This is a genomic window from Pseudomonas sp. P129, from assembly GCF_020312195.1.
In the GTDB taxonomy this organism is placed as follows: Bacteria; Pseudomonadota; Gammaproteobacteria; order Pseudomonadales; family Pseudomonadaceae; genus Aquipseudomonas; species Aquipseudomonas fragariae.
Genome location: NZ_JAGPYS010000002.1, coordinates 796611 through 812228, shown reverse-complemented (window position 1 = coordinate 812228; position 15618 = coordinate 796611). Strand labels below are relative to the sequence as shown.

The window sequence follows — 15618 nt, the reverse complement described above, 5'->3', positions numbered from 1 at the left end:
ACGCATTAAAGCTTTGGTAGCGACAGACGTTAACCATCGCACCGGAATCACCCTTGTACCCAGGAGCAGCAAAATGCAGACGTTAAAGGCTTTGTACGAGTCAGTTGAAAAGCAGTTTTTCAACACGCTGACCAAGAAGCTATCAAGCCTTTTCCTGCTGGTCCTGGTCAGCGCCTTGCTGTATTGGGTGGCGCTGAATATTCGTTCCGACATCATGCTGCAATTGCGCGGCACACAAACGGACCCGGCCGCGCTGGGCGTGATCCAGAGTCAGCTGGATCTGCTGAGCAATGCGATTTTGCTGAGCACGCTGTTCACGCTGGTCATGGTCAGCTTCATGGTCTGGTATTTCCGCCACCTGATCGTGCGCCCGGTGATGTCCATGACCCGCGCGCTCGAAGAGGTCGCCAGCGGTGAAGGTGATCTGTCGAGGGATCTGCCGTTGCTCACTCACGATGAAATTCGCGGGCTGGCCAGTACCTGCAATCTCTTTCTGGCCAAACAGCGTGAGATCATCAGCAGCATTCAGGGGCTGACGGTACAGATTGCCGTCGAGTCGGCGCGTTCGCTGAAGAACATCAGTGATTCCAGCGACAGCGCGACCGATCAGGCCCGCTTCGCCAGAGAAGTGATGGACCAGAGCAACATGGCAGTGGGCAGCATCGAGGATGTCTCGCAGCAGACTCAGGGCATTTCCAGCACCACCGCGCAGAACCTGAGCATGGCGCGCGACTCTTACGCCGAATTGCTGGAAGTGACCGGAAACATCAGCCAGATATCCAGCAGCCTGAATGAGTTCGGTGGGCTGGTCTCCGGCTTGAATGAGCGTTCATCAAGCATCAAGTCGATTGTCGGGCTTATTCAGCAGATTTCTTCGCAAACCAACCTGTTGGCGCTCAATGCGGCCATCGAAGCGGCGCGGGCGGGGGAGAGTGGTCGAGGTTTCGCGGTGGTGGCCGACGAAGTACGCACGCTGGCGCAAAACGTCAGTAAAGCCACTGACGACATCTCGCGCAACATCGACGCCATGCTTCAGGAAGTCAGCTCCACACACGAACAGACCATTCAGATCAGCCAAAGCGCCCGCGAAACCCAGCTGGTGGTGGAGCGTGCGTCCGGCCATTTCGAAAGCATGATCGGCGATTTCGAGTCGACCAACGACAAGCTCGCCGACATCGCGGCGCACATTCAGCAGTTTGCCTCTACAAACACGGGGATCAATGAACGGGTAACGCGGATTTATTCCGATAGCCAGGCCATCGACCAGCGCATGCAGCACTCCGCGACGGCCACCCGGGATCTGTCCAGTGTGGCCGAGCAGGTGCAGGCGTTGCTGGGGCGATTTGTGCTTGGGCATGGCGAACTGGATGCGGCGATTACTCGCGCCAGTCAGTGCCGTGACATTCTGCAAGTCCGCCTGGCCGAGCTGCACAAGCAGGGTGTCAATCTGTTCGATCAGAGTTACAAGCTGATTCCGGGCACAGACCCCAAACAATACACGACCGGTTACACCGAGCGTTTTGCGCAAATCTGCCAGGAAGAATGCGACAAGCTGACCAAGGGCACACGCGGCGGCAAGGTTACCTTCATCGTCGACAGCAAAGGCTATTGCCCGGTCAATAACAGCTGGGTATCGCAAAAACCTACCGGCAATCGCGAAGTCGACCTGCCGGTGTGCCGCAACAAACGCATGTTCTCCGACCCGATCGGCCTGCGTGCTGCAGGCAACAAGCAGCGTTTTCTGTTGCAGACTTACTTGCGCGATACCGGCGAGATCATGACCGAAATCGATGTGCCGTTCTTCTTTGAAGGGCGCCACTGGGGCAACTTGCGGATGGGCTTCGATGCCGCGCTGCTGCTGGGGAAATAAGCGGGGGCGCGACGTGCGCGCCCGACGCTCGATGCCGACCCACAGTAACATCGCCTAACCCGTTTCATGTACCCATGGCAGAACGCATGCAGGCTGGCCTGATCCGAAACGACTGAACGTTTGTGCCAATAAAAGCTCCATTTTCAAGCGGCGCTGATTTCCAGAACGCCACCGGAGGTGTGACTTTGAACATTCAAGACCTGACCAAGCATGTAAAGGATCAAACGGTTCGTGAACTCGATCTGATCTCCATGGAAGGCGGTTCCTACGTGCTCCACGCGAAGATCGACGGCAAGTCCGTGCCGGTGGAGGATTCGAGTGGAAAAACCCTGCACGTTGCCTCGGTGGAAGAAGCGCGCAAGGTGCTGTCTTCGGTGTCTGACGTGAAGCTGTTCATGACCCAGGCCGTGGCGCATGACGAGATGGTCGGTCTGGATGACGTTCGGGCACAGGCTTCGCGGCACGAGATACCCTTGCGCTCCAGCCTGTAACTGCCGATCAGGCGTTGTTGCGCCTGACCGCAATGCACTTGATCTCCAGAAGCAGCCCTGGATGTGCCAGCTCAGCCACGCCGATGCAGGTCCAGGCGCACTGGCCACGCGGGAAGATGCGGTTTTTCACCTCGCGAAACACCGCCATGTGTTCGCTCATGGCGACGTGATAAGTGGTCATGTCGACGATATCCTCAAAGGTGCAGCCGCCCTCGGCGAGTACCGTGCGCAGATTCTCCCAGCAGGCGATGAATTGCGCCTCGGGGTTGAGAATGACCTCCATATCCCGTGTACGTCCCACCTGGCCCGCGCAGTACAGGGTATCGCCAACCCTGACCGCAGGCGCATAGCCTGCACGGTCCATGATCGACTGCATGGTGGGCGGGATGATGAGCTCTCGGTCTGACATGTTGTAACACCTGTTCGTAACGCTTGAATGTGCAATGGCTGGTCTGGCTATCGCTGTTGCGGCCTACGCCTTGGCGGCCGGTCTGGCAGCACGCCGCGGCTTTTTCGCCGCAGTGTCCGTTGTGGCGGTCTTGGCGACGCGCGTTGTGGTCTTGCGTTTTTTCTTCCAGGGCGGTTTAACGCCCGCCGGGCTGGCCGGTCCGCTGATGCTCATACCCATGCCGACGCAACGGCTGATCTGTTTGCTCATCCACGCCGCCTGTTTGGCGACGAACTCTTCAAGGCTCATTTCGCCGCTCTGGACCATGTCCAGCGCCTGTTCCCAGATGGCGGTGGTGCCCGGATCGGCGATGGCACGGGGCACGGCGTCGATCAGGCTGAAGGCTGCCGGAGCTGCGCACAGCGACTTGCCCTGCTTGGTCAGGTAGCCACGATCCAGCAGGCCTTGAATGATCCCGGCGCGGGTGGCTTCGGTGCCGATGCCGGTGGTGTCCTTGAGCTTCTGTTTGAGCAGCGGGTCTTCCACCAGTTTGGCGACGTTCTTCATCGCCTTGATCAGGTCTCCCTCGGTGAACGGCTTGGGCGGCTGGGTCCAGAGGTCCTTGAGGATGACCTCGGCGACTGCACACTCGCAGCCCTGAAACAATGCCGGCAACGGCTGCGGGGCAGGCGCTTCGCGACCCTTGGCCGGGGCCAGCGCTTCGGGCATTGCACGCTTCCAGCCCGGCTCGACAATCTGCTTGCCCACCGCACGCAGCGCGTGGCCTGCACAGTCGAAGTCAGCTTGGGTGCGGTCGTATTCATGGTTGGGCAGAAACTGGGCCAGATAACGCGCCCTGATCAGGGTGTACACCGCTCGCGGTTTGCCGCTCAGACGTTCTACGCCGCGTACAGCTGCGGTGGGAATGATGCCGTGGTGGGCCGTCACTTTGCTGTCATTCCAGGCCCGTGACCGACGTTGTGGGTCGAGGTGCGGCGACAGGTTTGCCAGCGCAGGGTCGGCCTTGCACAGCGCCGCGATGATGCCTGCGGCTTCAGCGTGCTGACTGTTCGGCAGGTATCCGCAATCGCTGCGCGGGTAGGTGATGACCTTGTGGGTTTCATACAGGGACTGGGCGATGTCCAGGGTTTCCTGCGCGCCGAGGCCGAGCTTTTTCGAGCAGATTTCCTGCAGGGTGCCCAGGCCGAACGGCAAGGGCGCCGCTTCGCGAATGCGCTCGGTGCGCAGCTTGACCAGCCGTGCGCTGGCAGCGCCGCGCATCGCTTGCGCAGCCTGTTGCGCCAGCGCCTGATTCAGGCAGCGGTCCTGATCGTCGCAGGCATCCGAGGGTGCGCGCCACTGGGCAATGAACGCCTGATTGTCATGCAGCAGCCTGACGTCGATAGCCCAATAGGGCGCCGGGACAAAGTTGGCGATACTGCGATCACGGTCCACCACCAGTCGCAGGGTCGGGGTTTGTACCCGGCCGACCGGAAGGACGCCCTGATAACCGGATTGCCGACCCAGCAGGGTGAACAGGCGGCTCATGTTCATGCCGATCAGCCAGTCGGCGCGTGATCGGCCCAGTGCCGAGTGATACAGGCTGAACGTATCGGCACCGGGCTTGAGCGCCGCCAGTGCCTTGCGGATCGAGGCGTCATCCAGTGCCGACAGCCACAAACGCTGAATCGGCCCGCGATAGCGACAGTGCTCGATCAGTTCGCGGGCGATCATTTCGCCCTCACGGTCGGCGTCGGTGGCAATCACCAGCTCCGTCGCTTCACCCAGCAGCCGCTTGACTGCCTTGAACTGGCTGGCGGTTCTGGGCTTGACCAGCATCTTCCATTTTTCCGGCACGATGGGCAGGTCTTCCAGCACCCAGCGTTTGTAACGTGCATCGTAGGCATCGGGCGGGGCGGTTTCCAGCAGGTGGCCGATGCACCAGGTTACCGTCGCATTGGCACCCACCCAGCAGCCGTCGCCACGCCGGGTTGCGCCGAGCGCAGCCGCAATATCTTTGGCCTGGGAGGGTTTTTCGCAGAGAAACAGCCGCATGACTACCGTCGTCGATTACCGGTGCAAGGGCTGCAAGGATGAACGTTGAATGCGCAGCGGGCAAGTTTTATCTGTATGGATATACAGATAAACGCGCTGTGCGGCCGCTGCAATCGACCGCCTGACGCCATGCCCGCTTGCGCGGTTCAGCCTCTAGAGTTGCCGGTGGCTCAGCTCAACAATTCGGAAAATGCCTTGTCGGCTTCCAGCACCGCCGGCAGCCCGGCAAACAGCGCGTCCAGATCGATGCCTTCCATCAGCGGCCCGCCTGACGCCTGCTGCGCCTGAGGTGTCGCGCCGCCGTGAGCTTCCAGGGCATCCGAAATGGTGATGGCCTGGGCGACGATCCTCGGCAGCGATGCGTCAGCCGGTGCTTTCATCGGCGTTGCCTGATAGGCGATAGCCTGTTGAATGACCTTGGGCAGATGCCAGCGACTGGCCAGTTCTGCACCGACCTCCGGGTAGCTGAAACCCAGTTGCAGGGTTTCGCTGGCCGCACGCCCTGGCGTTCCGGCTTTGGCGGCGTTGTTCAGACGCTCGGCAACATCGGGTGCGCCAGTCTGGATCAGTAACTCACCGATGTTATGCATGACCCCGCAGGTAAAGGCGATTTCAGGGTCGACGCCGGTCTGTTTCGCCAGCATCCGGCAGATTCCTGCCACCTGAAAGCTTTTTAGCCAGAACCCCTTGAGATCAAAACTCGGCCCGGCCTTGAATGCACCGGTCACCGCCGAGGCCATGACCAGCGTACGCAGCGTATTGAAACCCAGGCGCATGGCCGCGTCTTCGATACTTGAGGATTCCCTCGAGCCGCGAAAGCGTGCCGAGTTGGCCAGGCGCAGTACCTTGGCGGCAATCACCGGGTCCTTCTCGATGTTGCGGGCGATGCTTTCCAGGTTCGAAGAGGGATTGTCAAATTGCAGCATCAAGTCCTGAGCCACTTTGGGAATACTCGGGAGGCTGTGCAAACCGTCAAAAAGTTGCTCGATACTTGGCATGGCGAGGCCATCCTGTGCAGGGCGGGGGATGATTTCAACCATAGCCAGTTTTTCCTGTTCTGCACGCTTGAGTGTCAATTGTGGGAGGGATGTCTCGACACACGATGAAAAAAATAATCAAGGACTCGTGGATCGCGCCGATATGGCGATACAAGCGTCTCTGTAAGGTTTCGATACTCGCACCTGTCTGGTGATTGACGCCGCGGCAGGCGTATCGGCTCCGGTTGCTGAACGGCCTGTGGGTTGTAACGTGAAATAGACGGCACTGTTGTGAAGTTTGATTGGCGATCCAGAGATCGTCCTTATTGGTTTTTTGCCGTGGAAGTAACCGCTATGAAAAGTCTGGGTTTCAGCAAAAAGATCCTTCTCGCCGCCGCATTGATTGTGGTCGTGGCGTTCAGTGTGTTCATTGTCGTCAATGACTATCGACAACGTCAGTCGCTCAAATCCAGCGTCAAGTCCGAGTTGCAACAACTGGGTACGCTCACCACACAAAACATTCAGACCTGGCTGGAAAGCCGCATGCAATTGCTGCAGTCGATGTCGCAGCAAATCGCCGCGGATGGCAAGGAACTGCCCCAGTTGCAGCGCGCCATCGGCCTGCCTGCCTACAGCGAAAGCTTTCAACTGAGCTACTTTGGCAGCACCGAAGGCGTAATGTTCTCGGTGCCGTCGGCCAATCGCCCGGCTGACTACGATCCGCGTGCGCGTGGCTGGTACAAGGCGGCACAGAATGCGCCGGGCACCATTGTGACCGAACCCTACATCGCGGCATCCTCCGGCAAGCTGGTCATGACCATGGCCACCCCGGTCAAGTTTCAGAATCAGTTCGTGGGCGTGGCCGGTGCTGATATCGCTCTGGACAACGTCACCAAGATCATCAACTCGCTGAACTTCGATGGCCATGGCTATGCATTTCTGGTCAGTGCCGACGGCAAGATTCTGGTGCATCCGGACAGCAAACTGGTGCTCAAGAACATCAGTGAAGCCTACCCGACCAATACTCCGAAAATTACTACCGGCGTGACTGAAATCGACTCCGGTAAAAAGCCGGAGATCATTTCCTTCACGCCTGTTCAAGGTGTTTCGACGGCCAACTGGTACGTGGCACTGGTCCTCGAGCAGGATTCCGCCTATGCCATGTTGGCCGAGTTCCGTGCCTCGGCCATCACCGCCATGGTGGTAGTGGTGGTGGTGATCATCCTGCTGCTGGGCCTGTTGATTCGCGTGTTGATGCAACCCTTGCATCAGATGGGTCGGGCGATGCGTGACATCGCTGACGGCGAGGGCGATCTGACCAAGCGTCTGGCAATCACCTCGCAGGATGAGTTCGGCGAACTGGCCGAGTCGTTCAACCGTTTCGTCGAGCGTATTCACACCTCGATCCGTGAAGTGGCTTCGACTGCCGCGCAATTGGGCGAGGTTGCCACCCGGGTGGTCAAGGTCTCCAACGCCTCGATGGGCAACTCCGACCAGCAGGCCAACCGTACCGAAAGCGTGGCGGCGGCGATCAACGAACTGGGCGCAGCAGCCCAGGAAATCGCCCAGAATGCGGCACGCACCTCGCAGCAGTCGAGCGATGCGAGCGGCCTGGCCAGCGACGGCCAGAACGTCGTGCAGCAGACCATCAAGGCGATGAACGAGCTGTCCGGGAAGATCAGCGAGTCGTGCGTGAACATCGAAAGCCTGAATGGCAAGACTGCCAACATCGGGCAGATTCTCGAGGTGATCACCAGCATTTCCCAGCAGACCAACCTGCTGGCGCTCAACGCAGCCATCGAAGCAGCGCGTGCCGGTGAAGCAGGGCGCGGGTTCGCGGTAGTGGCCGACGAAGTACGCAACCTGGCGCATCGCACTCAGGATTCTGCCCAGCAAGTGCAGACCATGATCGAAGAGCTGCAGGTTGGCGCTCGCGACGCAGTGACCAACATGACCGAGAGCCAGCGTCAGAGCGAGGACAGCGTCGGCATCGCCAACCTGGCCGGCGAGCGTCTGGGCAGCGTGACCCGCCGTATCGAAGAGATCAACGGCATGAACCAGTCGGTCGCGGCGGCAACCGAGGAACAGACCTCGGTGGTCGAGTCGATCAATGTCGACATCACTCACATCAACACCCTCAACCAGCTGGGTGTCGACAACCTGCGCCAGACCCTGGAAGCCTGCAACTCGCTGGAAGAGCAGGCTGCCCGCCTGCAGCAACTGGTAGGCAGCTTCCGGATCTGATCCGGCCACTCTCTGCGCCGCTGCTCATACCCGGGCGGCGCAGACAGAGCGTCTGGAATCGCATCCCGACGCCCTGCATCGCTGACCATGTGCGCATCGCAACAACATCTGCGACAAACTGTTATGACCCCGTCATTCGAGCTTCATGAGGCTGCAACAACACAGGTTCAGTTTGGTTGACAACCGAATGCGACCTGTCCCGGGTCGTGCACAGACCGAGAAGCCTCATGAACGAAGCCATTCATGTACAGGGCCTGAACAAGACCTTTTCCCACAAAAGCGCGCTCATTGACCTTGCGTTGTCTATACAACCCGGTGAGATGGTCGCGCTGATTGGCGCTTCCGGTTCGGGCAAGTCAACGCTGCTCCGGCATCTCGCCGGACTGGCGTGCTGCGATCGCAGCAATGGCGGTCAGGTTCAGGTGCTTGGACGCGAGGTTCAGTCCTCCGGCCGCCTCAACAGCCAGGTGCGACGTCTGCGCGCCGATATCGGCTATATCTTCCAGCAATTCAATCTGGTCAATCGCCTAAGCGTGCTGGACAACGTCCTGCTCGGTTGCCTGGGGCGCATGCCGCGCTGGCGCGGCAGTCTGGCGCTGTTCAATAACGAGGAAAAACAGCGTGCGATGGCCGCGCTGGAAAGGGTCGGGCTGGCAGACCTTGCTGCGCAACGGGCTTCGACCCTGTCCGGCGGACAGCAGCAGCGGGTGGCGATTGCCCGTGCCTTGACCCAGCGCGCCGAAGTGATCCTCGCCGACGAACCGATTGCCTCGCTGGACCCGGAATCGGCCCGACGTGTCATGGAAATTCTCGCCGACATCAACCGCCGCGACGGCAAGACGGTCGTGGTGACCTTGCATCAGGTCGATTATGCCGTGCGCTATTGCCCGCGTGCTGTGGCCCTCAAGTCCGGGCGCATCCATTTTGATGGCCAGGCGCAGGACCTCAGCAAACAGTTCCTCAACGACCTCTACGGTGCTGACGCGGATGCGAGTCTGATGATCACCGAACGAAGCTGGCGCGTGCGGCAAAAAGCCCGCCTGACGCTGGCCAAAGTCTGACGTCCTTTCGACATCCACCACCTGACATTTTCCGGAGAGCCTGCATGTTCAAGCGTATCGGTCGTCTTCTCGCCTCTGCCGCCTTGCTGACTGCCTGCGCGTTGGGCACGGTCCAGGCCGCAGAAGAAAAAGCCATCAATTTCGGCATCATGTCCACCGAGTCTTCGCAAAACCTGAAAAGTATCTGGCAGCCGTTTCTCGATGACATGAGCCGCAAGACCGGTCTTAAGGTCAACGCCACCTTCGCCTCGGACTACGCCGGCCTGATTCAGGGCATGCGCTTCAACAAGGTGGACGTGGCCTGGCTGGGCAACAAGGCGGCGATGGAAGCGGTGGACCGCTCCAACGGCGAGATCTTTGCCCAGACCTCGGCCGCCAACGGTGACGCGGGCTACTGGAGCCTGCTGATCGTGCGCAAGGACAGCCCGATCAATAGCGTCGAAGACATGCTCAAGAACGCCAGGAGCCTGACCTTCGGCAACGGTGACCCGAACTCCACTTCGGGCTATCTGGTGCCAGGTTATTACGTGTTTGCGAAAAACCACGTCGATGCGTCCACCGCCTTCAAGCGCACCTTGAACTCCAGTCATGAAGTCAACGCCCTGAGTGTTGCCAAGGGGCAGCTGGACGTTGCGACCTTCAACACCGAAAGCTGGGATCGCCTGGCCGTGACCCAGCCCGACAAGGTCGAGCAACTCAAGGTTATCTGGAAATCGCCGCTGATCCCGGCCGACCCGATTGTCTGGAGCAAGGCGCTGTCGGACCAGGACAAGGCCAGGATTCGTGAATTCTTCACCAGTTACGGCAATACCGATGAAGAGAAAACCGTCCTGAAGAACATGCAGATGGGCAAGTTCCTCAAGTCCAGCGACGACCAGTTGTTGCCCATTCGCCAGCTCGAACTGTTCAAGCAGCGCACCGAAGTGGTGGCCAGCACCACGCTGGATGAGCAGGAGAAAGCCACCCGTCTCAAGGAGATCGATGCCAGCCTGAGCAAGTTGCAGGAGCGTATCACCGAGCTGAACCAGAAAACCGCAGGCAGCTCCGCAGGTTGAGCCAGCCGTTCACGATCAGGAGTTCGTCATGACCACTCACGTTGCCTATACCCAGGTTGCGGGCAAACCCAACAGGTCCCGTTATCTGGGCTGGGGCCTGTTGCTCGCTGCACTGGCCTGGGCCTGGCACGGCGCAGAAATGAACCCGATGGCACTGGTTCGCGACTCGTCGAACATGGCCACATTCGCCGCCGATTTCTTTCCGCCGGACTTCCGTGAGTGGCGCAGTTACCTCAAGGAAATGCTGGTGACTATCCAGATCGCCCTGTGGGGCACGGCACTGGCGATTGTCTGCTCGATACCGCTGGGCATTCTGTGCGCCGAGAACATCACGCCGTGGTGGATTCATCTGCCGCTGCGGCGCTGCATGGACGCGTTTCGTTCGATCAACGAGATGGTCTTCGCGATGCTGTTCGTGGTCGCCGTCGGGCTGGGGCCGTTCGCCGGGGTGCTGGCGCTGTGGATCAGCACCACCGGGGTCCTCGCCAAACTGTTCGCCGAAGCTGTCGAAGCCATCGAGCCCGGACCGGTCGAAGGCGTGCGGGCCACCGGTGCCAGCGCCTTGCAGGAAGTCATCTACGGAGTCATTCCGCAGGTCATGCCGCTGTGGATCTCCTATGCCCTATACCGGTTCGAATCCAATGTGCGCTCGGCAACCGTGGTAGGAATGGTCGGCGCAGGCGGCATCGGGGTTATTCTCTGGGAAAACATTCGCGCCTTTGCGTTCGTCCAGACCAGCGCCGTGCTGCTGGTGATCATCGTTGTGGTAAGCGTCATCGACATCATGTCGCAGCGCCTGCGCAAGCAATTCATCTGACAGAAGAGGGGTGTTCAATGAACACTTTTTTTAATCATGCAGTTGTCTAGACAAGTTAGCCCGGTGTACCACGAGCTCGCCAACATTTTGCGTGAAGAGCTGACCACCTATCAGCCCGGCGATTTCCTGCCCGCCGAATTCCAGCTGGCCGAGCGCTTCAGCGTCAACCGCCATACCATTCGCCGCGCGGTCGATGAACTGGTGCGTGAGGGCAGCGTGTTGCGACGTCAGGGCAAAGGCACTCAGGTACTGGAGCGTCCGCTGATTTACCCGATGCAGGCTGACAGCGCCTAGCGCCTATAGCAAATCCTGGTCGGCGCAGGGCCTGGGCGTGGAAGCGATCCTGCTGCGTCGTCAGGAATGTCAGGCCAGCCGTGAAGATGCCCGGCATCTGGGAGTGGACGAGCACGCGCCGCTGATCGAACTGCAGACACTGCGCAAACTGGACGGCCAGGCGGTCAGCCTGATCTTCCACCGCTACAGCGCCCGTTACAGCGATTTGCTGGCCGATTACCGCGGCGGCTCGGTGCGCCAGTACCTGGCTGAGCGCGAGTTGCCGTTGAGCCGTGCGCAGAGCCTGATCGGCGCACGCCTGCCGTCCCGTGAAGAGGCCGCGTGGTTGCTGATGCCCAGACACATGCCGGCGCTGACCGTACTGACGGTTTCCTGCGACGCGGCGGGGCTGCCGGTGGAGCTTTCCCGCTCGGTCAGCCGCGCCGATCGTTTCCAGTATCAAGTGGCGACTCCTTTCAAGACGACCTGACACCGAGGTGTTCCATGCAAGCAACTCCCGAAACAACGGCGCGTCAGCACTGGATGGGCGTACTGGCCCGCGCTCATGCCGATCAGCCGAGCCGCGAGCAGTTGAACCGCCACGAAGCGGCGCTACGCGACACCGATTACCAGATGATCCGCGCCCCGGAAATCGGCATGACCCTGGTGCGCGGCCGTATGGGCGGCACTGGTTCCGCTTTCAACCTCGGCGAAATGAGCGTGACGCGCTGTGTGGTGCGTCTGGCCGATGGGCGCACCGGCTACAGCTATCTGGCGGGACGCGACAAGCGCCACGCTGAACTGGCGGCGCTGGCCGACGCGCATTTGCAAGGCGCGCAGCAGGCCTGGTGGCTGTCCGAACTGATCGAGCCGCTGGCGCGTGCGCAAGCCGAGCGTCGGGCGCGCAAGGACGCCGAGGCCGCGGCAACCAAAGTCGAATTCTTTACCCTGGTCCGAGGAGAAGACTGATGAACGCCGTTCTTTTGCAACCTGCCTTCAGCGATCCGGTACTGGATGCCCAGCGCAGTTTTCGTGTCGCCCTCAAGGCGTTGTCCGGGCCGGGCGTGATCCAGACCTTGCCCACCGCGCATCAGCCGCCGGCCTTGCAGGGCCTGGACAGTGCAACCCACGCCTTGTGCCTGGCGTTGCTGGATCTGGACACGCCAGTGTGGCTGGCACCGGCATTCGATACCCCGGCGATTCGCGCGAACATTGCCTTTCATTGCGGCAGCCCGATTGTCACTGAGCGGCACGCAGCGCGCTTCGCGTTGCTCGATGCGGCGACGGCCCTGCAACTGCACGATTTCGATACCGGCAATGACCGCTACCCGGATCAGTCCTGCACCTTGCTGATCCAGCTACCTGACCTGCAAGGCGGGCGGATGCTTGCCTGGAGCGGTCCGGGCATCGAGCGACACCATTCGGTGGCGCTGCCGCTGGATCAAGGTTTCTGGGCCGCACGTGAAGCGCGTAATGTTTTTCCTTGCGGGCTGGATGTGTTCTTTGTCTCGGGCAATCGACTGCTCGGCTTGCCACGCAGCACTCGCGTGCAGGAGTGTGCCTGATGTACGTCGCGGTCAAGGGTGGCGAACAGGCCATCGATAACGCTCACCGCCTGCTGGCCAGCAGGCGTCGTGGCGACACCGGCATCGCTGAACTCGACGTCGAGCAGATCCGTCAGCAACTGCCGCTGGCGGTAGCACGGGTCATGAGCGAAGGGTCGCTGTACGACCCGCAGCTGGCTGCGCTGGCGATCAAGCAATCGGCGGGCGATCTGATCGAAGCGATCTTCCTGCTGCGCGCCTATCGCACCACGTTGACGCGCTTCTGCGCCAGCCTGCCCATCGACACCTCGGACATGCAGCTCAACCGTCGCTTGTCGGCCACGTTCAAGGACCTCCCCGGCGGTCAATTGCTGGGGCCGACCTTCGACTACACCCACCGCTTGCTGGATTTCACCTTGCTGGCCGAAGGTGAGCACCCGGGCCCGGAAGTCACCCCGCACGCCACGCTGGAGCCCTGTCCGCGAGTGCTCGGGTTGCTGGCCAAAGAAGGGCTGATGAAGCCCGAAGTCGACGATGGCGAGCGCGTCGCGGACATCACCCGCGAGCCGCTGGAGTATCCGTCCAGCCGTGCCCAGCGCCTGCAGGCACTGGCGCGTGGCGATGAGGGGTTCCTGCTGGCGCTGGGTTATTCGACCCAGCGCGGTTATGGCCGCAATCACCCGTTCGCCGGGGAAATCCGTATCGGCGAGGTGGAAGTCTGGATAGAACCTGAAGAACTGGGCTTCCCGATCGTGATTGGCGACATCGAAGTCACCGAATGCGAGATGGTCAATCAGTTCGTCGGCTCGGCCAGCGAACCCGCGCAGTTTACCCGCGGTTACGGTCTGGCGTTCGGCAACGCGGAGCGCAAGGCGATGGGCATGGCACTGGTGGACCGTTCGCTGCGCGCCGAGGAATTCAATGAGGCGATCGTCTCACCAGCCCAGCAGGAAGAGTTCGTCCTGGCGCACTGCGACAACGTTGAAGCGGCGGGTTTCGTCTCGCACCTCAAGCTGCCGCATTACGTGGACTTCCAGTCCGAACTGGAGCTGATTCGCAAGCTGCGCACGTCTGCACCGAAACCGGGGAGCGACCAATGACTCATGCACCGATGAACACCGCACAGCAAAGGCCTGCACGGGACGAGGCCTACAACTTCGCTTATCTGGACGAGCAGACCAAACGCATGATTCGCCGCGCCTTGCTCAAGGCGGTGGCGATCCCCGGTTATCAGGTGCCGTTCGGCGGCCGCGAAATGCCGCTGCCGTATGGCTGGGGCACCGGCGGGATGCAACTGACCGCGGCGATCCTGGGCGCCGATGATGTGCTCAAGGTCATCGACCAGGGCGCTGACGACACCACCAACGCGGTCTCGATCAGGCGTTTCTTTGCCCGCACGGCCGGCATCGCCACCACCGAACGCACGCCCGAGGCGACGGTTATCCAGACCCGTCACCGGATCCCGGAAACACCGCTGCACGCCGATCAGATCATGGTCTATCAGGTGCCGATTCCCGAGCCGCTGCGTTTCATCGAGCCCTCGGAAACCGAGACCCGGACCATGCACGCGCTGGATGATTACGGCGTCATGCACGTCAAACTCTACGAGGACATCGCCACTTTCGGCCATATCGCCACCAGTTACGCTTATCCAGTGATGGTCGATGAACGCTATGTGATGGACCCGTCGCCGATTCCCAAATTCGATAACCCCAAGCTGCACATGAGCCCGGCACTGATGCTGTTCGGTGCGGGGCGCGAAAAGCGTCTGTACGCCGTGCCGCCGTATACGCAGGTGGTGAGCCTGGACTTTGAAGATCACCCGTTCGAGGTGCAGCGCTGGGAGCAGTGCTGTGCTATTTGCGGCAGCCATGATTCCTTTCTCGACGAGCTGATTCTCGACGATGCCGGGACGCAGAGTTTTGTCTGTTCCGACACCGATTACTGCGCCCAGCGCGTCAAACAGCAGGAGAACGACCGATGATCAGTGCACGTTCACTGGACCCGGCGGGCGAGCGCCTTCCCGAGGCTGTGCAGCCGCTGCTCAAGGTACGCGGCCTGACCCGTCTGTACGGTGTGCAGAAGGGCTGTCAGGACGTCAGTTTCGATCTGTATCCCGGTGAAGTGCTGGGCATCGTTGGCGAGTCCGGCTCGGGGAAATCCACGCTGCTCTCACTGTTGAGCGGACGTTGCCCGCCGGATCGCGGCAGCATCGACTATCGCAGCAAGGAGGGCGACTGGTTCGACCTGTACAGCGCCAGTGAGGCGCAGCGGCGCACGTTGCTGCGCACCGAATGGGGCTTTGTCGAACAGAATCCGCGCGATGGCCTGCGTATGGGCGTGTCGGCCGGCGCCAATATCGGCGAGCGTCTGATGGCGCAGGGGGTACGCAATTATCAGCAGTTGCGCGGTGCCGCGCTGGACTGGCTGACCCAGGTGGAGATCGATCCGCAGCGCATCGACGACTTGCCGCGGACTTTTTCCGGCGGCATGCAGCAGCGCCTGCAAATCGCCCGCAATCTGGTCTCCAGCCCCAGACTGGTGTTCATGGACGAACCCACCGGCGGGCTCGACGTATCGGTGCAGGCCCGCTTGCTCGATCTGTTGCGCGGGCTGGTGCGCGAACTGGATCTGGCCGTGGTCATCGTCACCCATGATCTGGCGGTCGCGCGGCTGCTGGCTGACCGGCTGATGGTCATGCGTCGCTCGGAAGTGGTCGAAAGCGGCCTGACCGACCAGATTCTCGATGACCCGCAGCACCCGTATTCGCAACTGCTGGTGTCCTCGGTATTGCAGCCATGAGCCGCACTGTCCGAACAGCCTGTACAGAAGAGGTGAGCCCG

The 15618-nt window shown here is 60.9% G+C and carries 14 protein-coding genes and 2 pseudogenes; 13 read left to right on the top strand and 3 right to left on the bottom strand.

Features of this window, described 5'->3' with window-relative positions; translation table 11 throughout:
* Nucleotides 1–73: 73 nt before the first annotated feature.
* Both KBY02_RS08755 and KBY02_RS08750 read left to right on the top strand, forming a co-directional pair.
* A complete protein-coding gene (locus KBY02_RS08755) occupies nt 74–1870 on the top strand; it encodes a methyl-accepting chemotaxis protein (RefSeq protein WP_011267534.1) in 1797 nt (598 codons plus the stop codon).
* A 179-nt stretch (nt 1871–2049) separates the two neighbouring features.
* Entirely contained in the window at nt 2050–2361 is a 312-nt protein-coding gene (locus KBY02_RS08750) for a DUF6482 family protein (RefSeq protein WP_024638445.1), read from the top strand.
* 7 nt (nt 2362–2368) lie between these two features.
* On the opposite strand, the gene KBY02_RS08745 is transcribed toward KBY02_RS08750, so the two are convergent.
* From KBY02_RS08745 to KBY02_RS08735, 3 genes are all read right to left on the bottom strand, one after another.
* Nucleotides 2369–2770: a RidA family protein gene (locus tag KBY02_RS08745; protein ID WP_003403629.1), complete on the bottom strand. Its 402-nt coding sequence runs from the start codon at nt 2768–2770 to the stop codon at nt 2369–2371.
* 63 nt (nt 2771–2833) lie between these two features.
* Nucleotides 2834–4804, bottom strand: a complete 1971-nt coding sequence (locus KBY02_RS08740) for a DNA topoisomerase III (RefSeq protein WP_225650184.1) — start codon at nt 4802–4804, stop codon at nt 2834–2836.
* 170 nt (nt 4805–4974) lie between these two features.
* Entirely contained in the window at nt 4975–5802 is an 828-nt protein-coding gene (locus tag KBY02_RS08735) for an HDOD domain-containing protein (protein ID WP_024638442.1), read from the bottom strand.
* Nucleotides 5803–6135: 333 nt separating this feature from the next.
* On the opposite strand from KBY02_RS08735, the pseudogene KBY02_RS26465 reads away from it, so the two are divergent.
* The 11 genes and pseudogenes from KBY02_RS26465 to phnK all read left to right on the top strand — a co-directional run.
* Nucleotides 6136–7167: pseudogene (locus KBY02_RS26465) on the top strand (cache domain-containing protein); the annotation flags it as partial.
* 93 nt (nt 7168–7260) lie between these two features.
* Nucleotides 7261–8025 (top strand): methyl-accepting chemotaxis protein, encoded by a 765-nt coding sequence (locus KBY02_RS26460; RefSeq protein ID WP_370661143.1) that lies wholly within the window; start codon nt 7261–7263, stop codon nt 8023–8025.
* Nucleotides 8026–8252: 227 nt separating this feature from the next.
* Entirely contained in the window at nt 8253–9086 is an 834-nt protein-coding gene (phnC, locus tag KBY02_RS08725; RefSeq protein ID WP_225650182.1) for a phosphonate ABC transporter ATP-binding protein, read from the top strand.
* A gap of 44 nt (nt 9087–9130) precedes the next feature.
* Nucleotides 9131–10141, top strand: a complete 1011-nt coding sequence (gene phnD, locus KBY02_RS08720) for a phosphonate ABC transporter substrate-binding protein (RefSeq protein ID WP_024652303.1) — start codon at nt 9131–9133, stop codon at nt 10139–10141.
* 28 nt (nt 10142–10169) lie between these two features.
* Nucleotides 10170–10958 carry a phosphonate ABC transporter, permease protein PhnE gene (gene phnE, locus KBY02_RS08715; RefSeq protein WP_011267540.1) on the top strand — a complete coding sequence of 263 codons (789 nt, stop codon included), beginning with the start codon at nt 10170–10172 and terminating at the stop codon, nt 10956–10958.
* 36 nt (nt 10959–10994) lie between these two features.
* Nucleotides 10995–11721, top strand: a pseudogene (gene phnF / locus KBY02_RS08710) (phosphonate metabolism transcriptional regulator PhnF).
* 14 nt (nt 11722–11735) lie between these two features.
* Nucleotides 11736–12200 (top strand): phosphonate C-P lyase system protein PhnG, encoded by a 465-nt coding sequence (gene phnG / locus KBY02_RS08705; RefSeq protein WP_004418042.1) that lies wholly within the window; start codon nt 11736–11738, stop codon nt 12198–12200.
* Entirely contained in the window at nt 12200–12796 is a 597-nt protein-coding gene (gene phnH / locus KBY02_RS08700) for a phosphonate C-P lyase system protein PhnH (RefSeq protein WP_011267543.1), read from the top strand. The genes phnG and phnH overlap by 1 nt, the downstream gene beginning before the upstream one ends.
* Nucleotides 12796–13875 (top strand): carbon-phosphorus lyase complex subunit PhnI, encoded by a 1080-nt coding sequence (locus KBY02_RS08695; protein WP_096134877.1) that lies wholly within the window; start codon nt 12796–12798, stop codon nt 13873–13875. Before phnH ends, KBY02_RS08695 begins: the two co-directional genes overlap by 1 nt.
* Before the next feature lie 11 nt (nt 13876–13886).
* Nucleotides 13887–14759, top strand: coding sequence for an alpha-D-ribose 1-methylphosphonate 5-phosphate C-P-lyase PhnJ (locus KBY02_RS08690; protein ID WP_170855885.1), 873 nt, complete (start codon nt 13887–13889; stop codon nt 14757–14759).
* The gene (gene phnK / locus KBY02_RS08685; RefSeq protein WP_003403603.1) at nt 14756–15577 is read left to right on the top strand and encodes a phosphonate C-P lyase system protein PhnK; all 822 of its coding nucleotides are present in this window, start codon (nt 14756–14758) and stop codon (nt 15575–15577) included. Before KBY02_RS08690 ends, phnK begins: the two co-directional genes overlap by 4 nt.
* Nucleotides 15578–15618: the final 41 nt, after the last annotated feature.

Coding starts and splice junctions, on each gene's coding strand:
- KBY02_RS08755 (WP_011267534.1), top strand. CDS start 74: ATGCAGACGTTAAAGGCTTTGTACGAGTCAGTTGAAAAGCAGTTTTTC.
- KBY02_RS08745 (WP_003403629.1), bottom strand. CDS start 2,770: ATGTCAGACCGAGAGCTCATCATCCCGCCCACCATGCAGTCGATCATG.
- KBY02_RS08740 (WP_225650184.1), bottom strand. CDS start 4,804: ATGCGGCTGTTTCTCTGCGAAAAACCCTCCCAGGCCAAAGATATTGCG.
- KBY02_RS08735 (WP_024638442.1), bottom strand. CDS start 5,802: ATGCCAAGTATCGAGCAACTTTTTGACGGTTTGCACAGCCTCCCGAGT.
- KBY02_RS26460 (WP_370661143.1), top strand. CDS start 7,261: ATGGGCAACTCCGACCAGCAGGCCAACCGTACCGAAAGCGTGGCGGCG.
- phnC (WP_225650182.1), top strand. CDS start 8,253: ATGAACGAAGCCATTCATGTACAGGGCCTGAACAAGACCTTTTCCCAC.
- phnD (WP_024652303.1), top strand. CDS start 9,131: ATGTTCAAGCGTATCGGTCGTCTTCTCGCCTCTGCCGCCTTGCTGACT.
- phnE (WP_011267540.1), top strand. CDS start 10,170: ATGACCACTCACGTTGCCTATACCCAGGTTGCGGGCAAACCCAACAGG.
- phnG (WP_004418042.1), top strand. CDS start 11,736: ATGCAAGCAACTCCCGAAACAACGGCGCGTCAGCACTGGATGGGCGTA.
- phnH (WP_011267543.1), top strand. CDS start 12,200: ATGAACGCCGTTCTTTTGCAACCTGCCTTCAGCGATCCGGTACTGGAT.
- KBY02_RS08695 (WP_096134877.1), top strand. CDS start 12,796: ATGTACGTCGCGGTCAAGGGTGGCGAACAGGCCATCGATAACGCTCAC.
- KBY02_RS08690 (WP_170855885.1), top strand. CDS start 13,887: ATGAACACCGCACAGCAAAGGCCTGCACGGGACGAGGCCTACAACTTC.
- phnK (WP_003403603.1), top strand. CDS start 14,756: ATGATCAGTGCACGTTCACTGGACCCGGCGGGCGAGCGCCTTCCCGAG.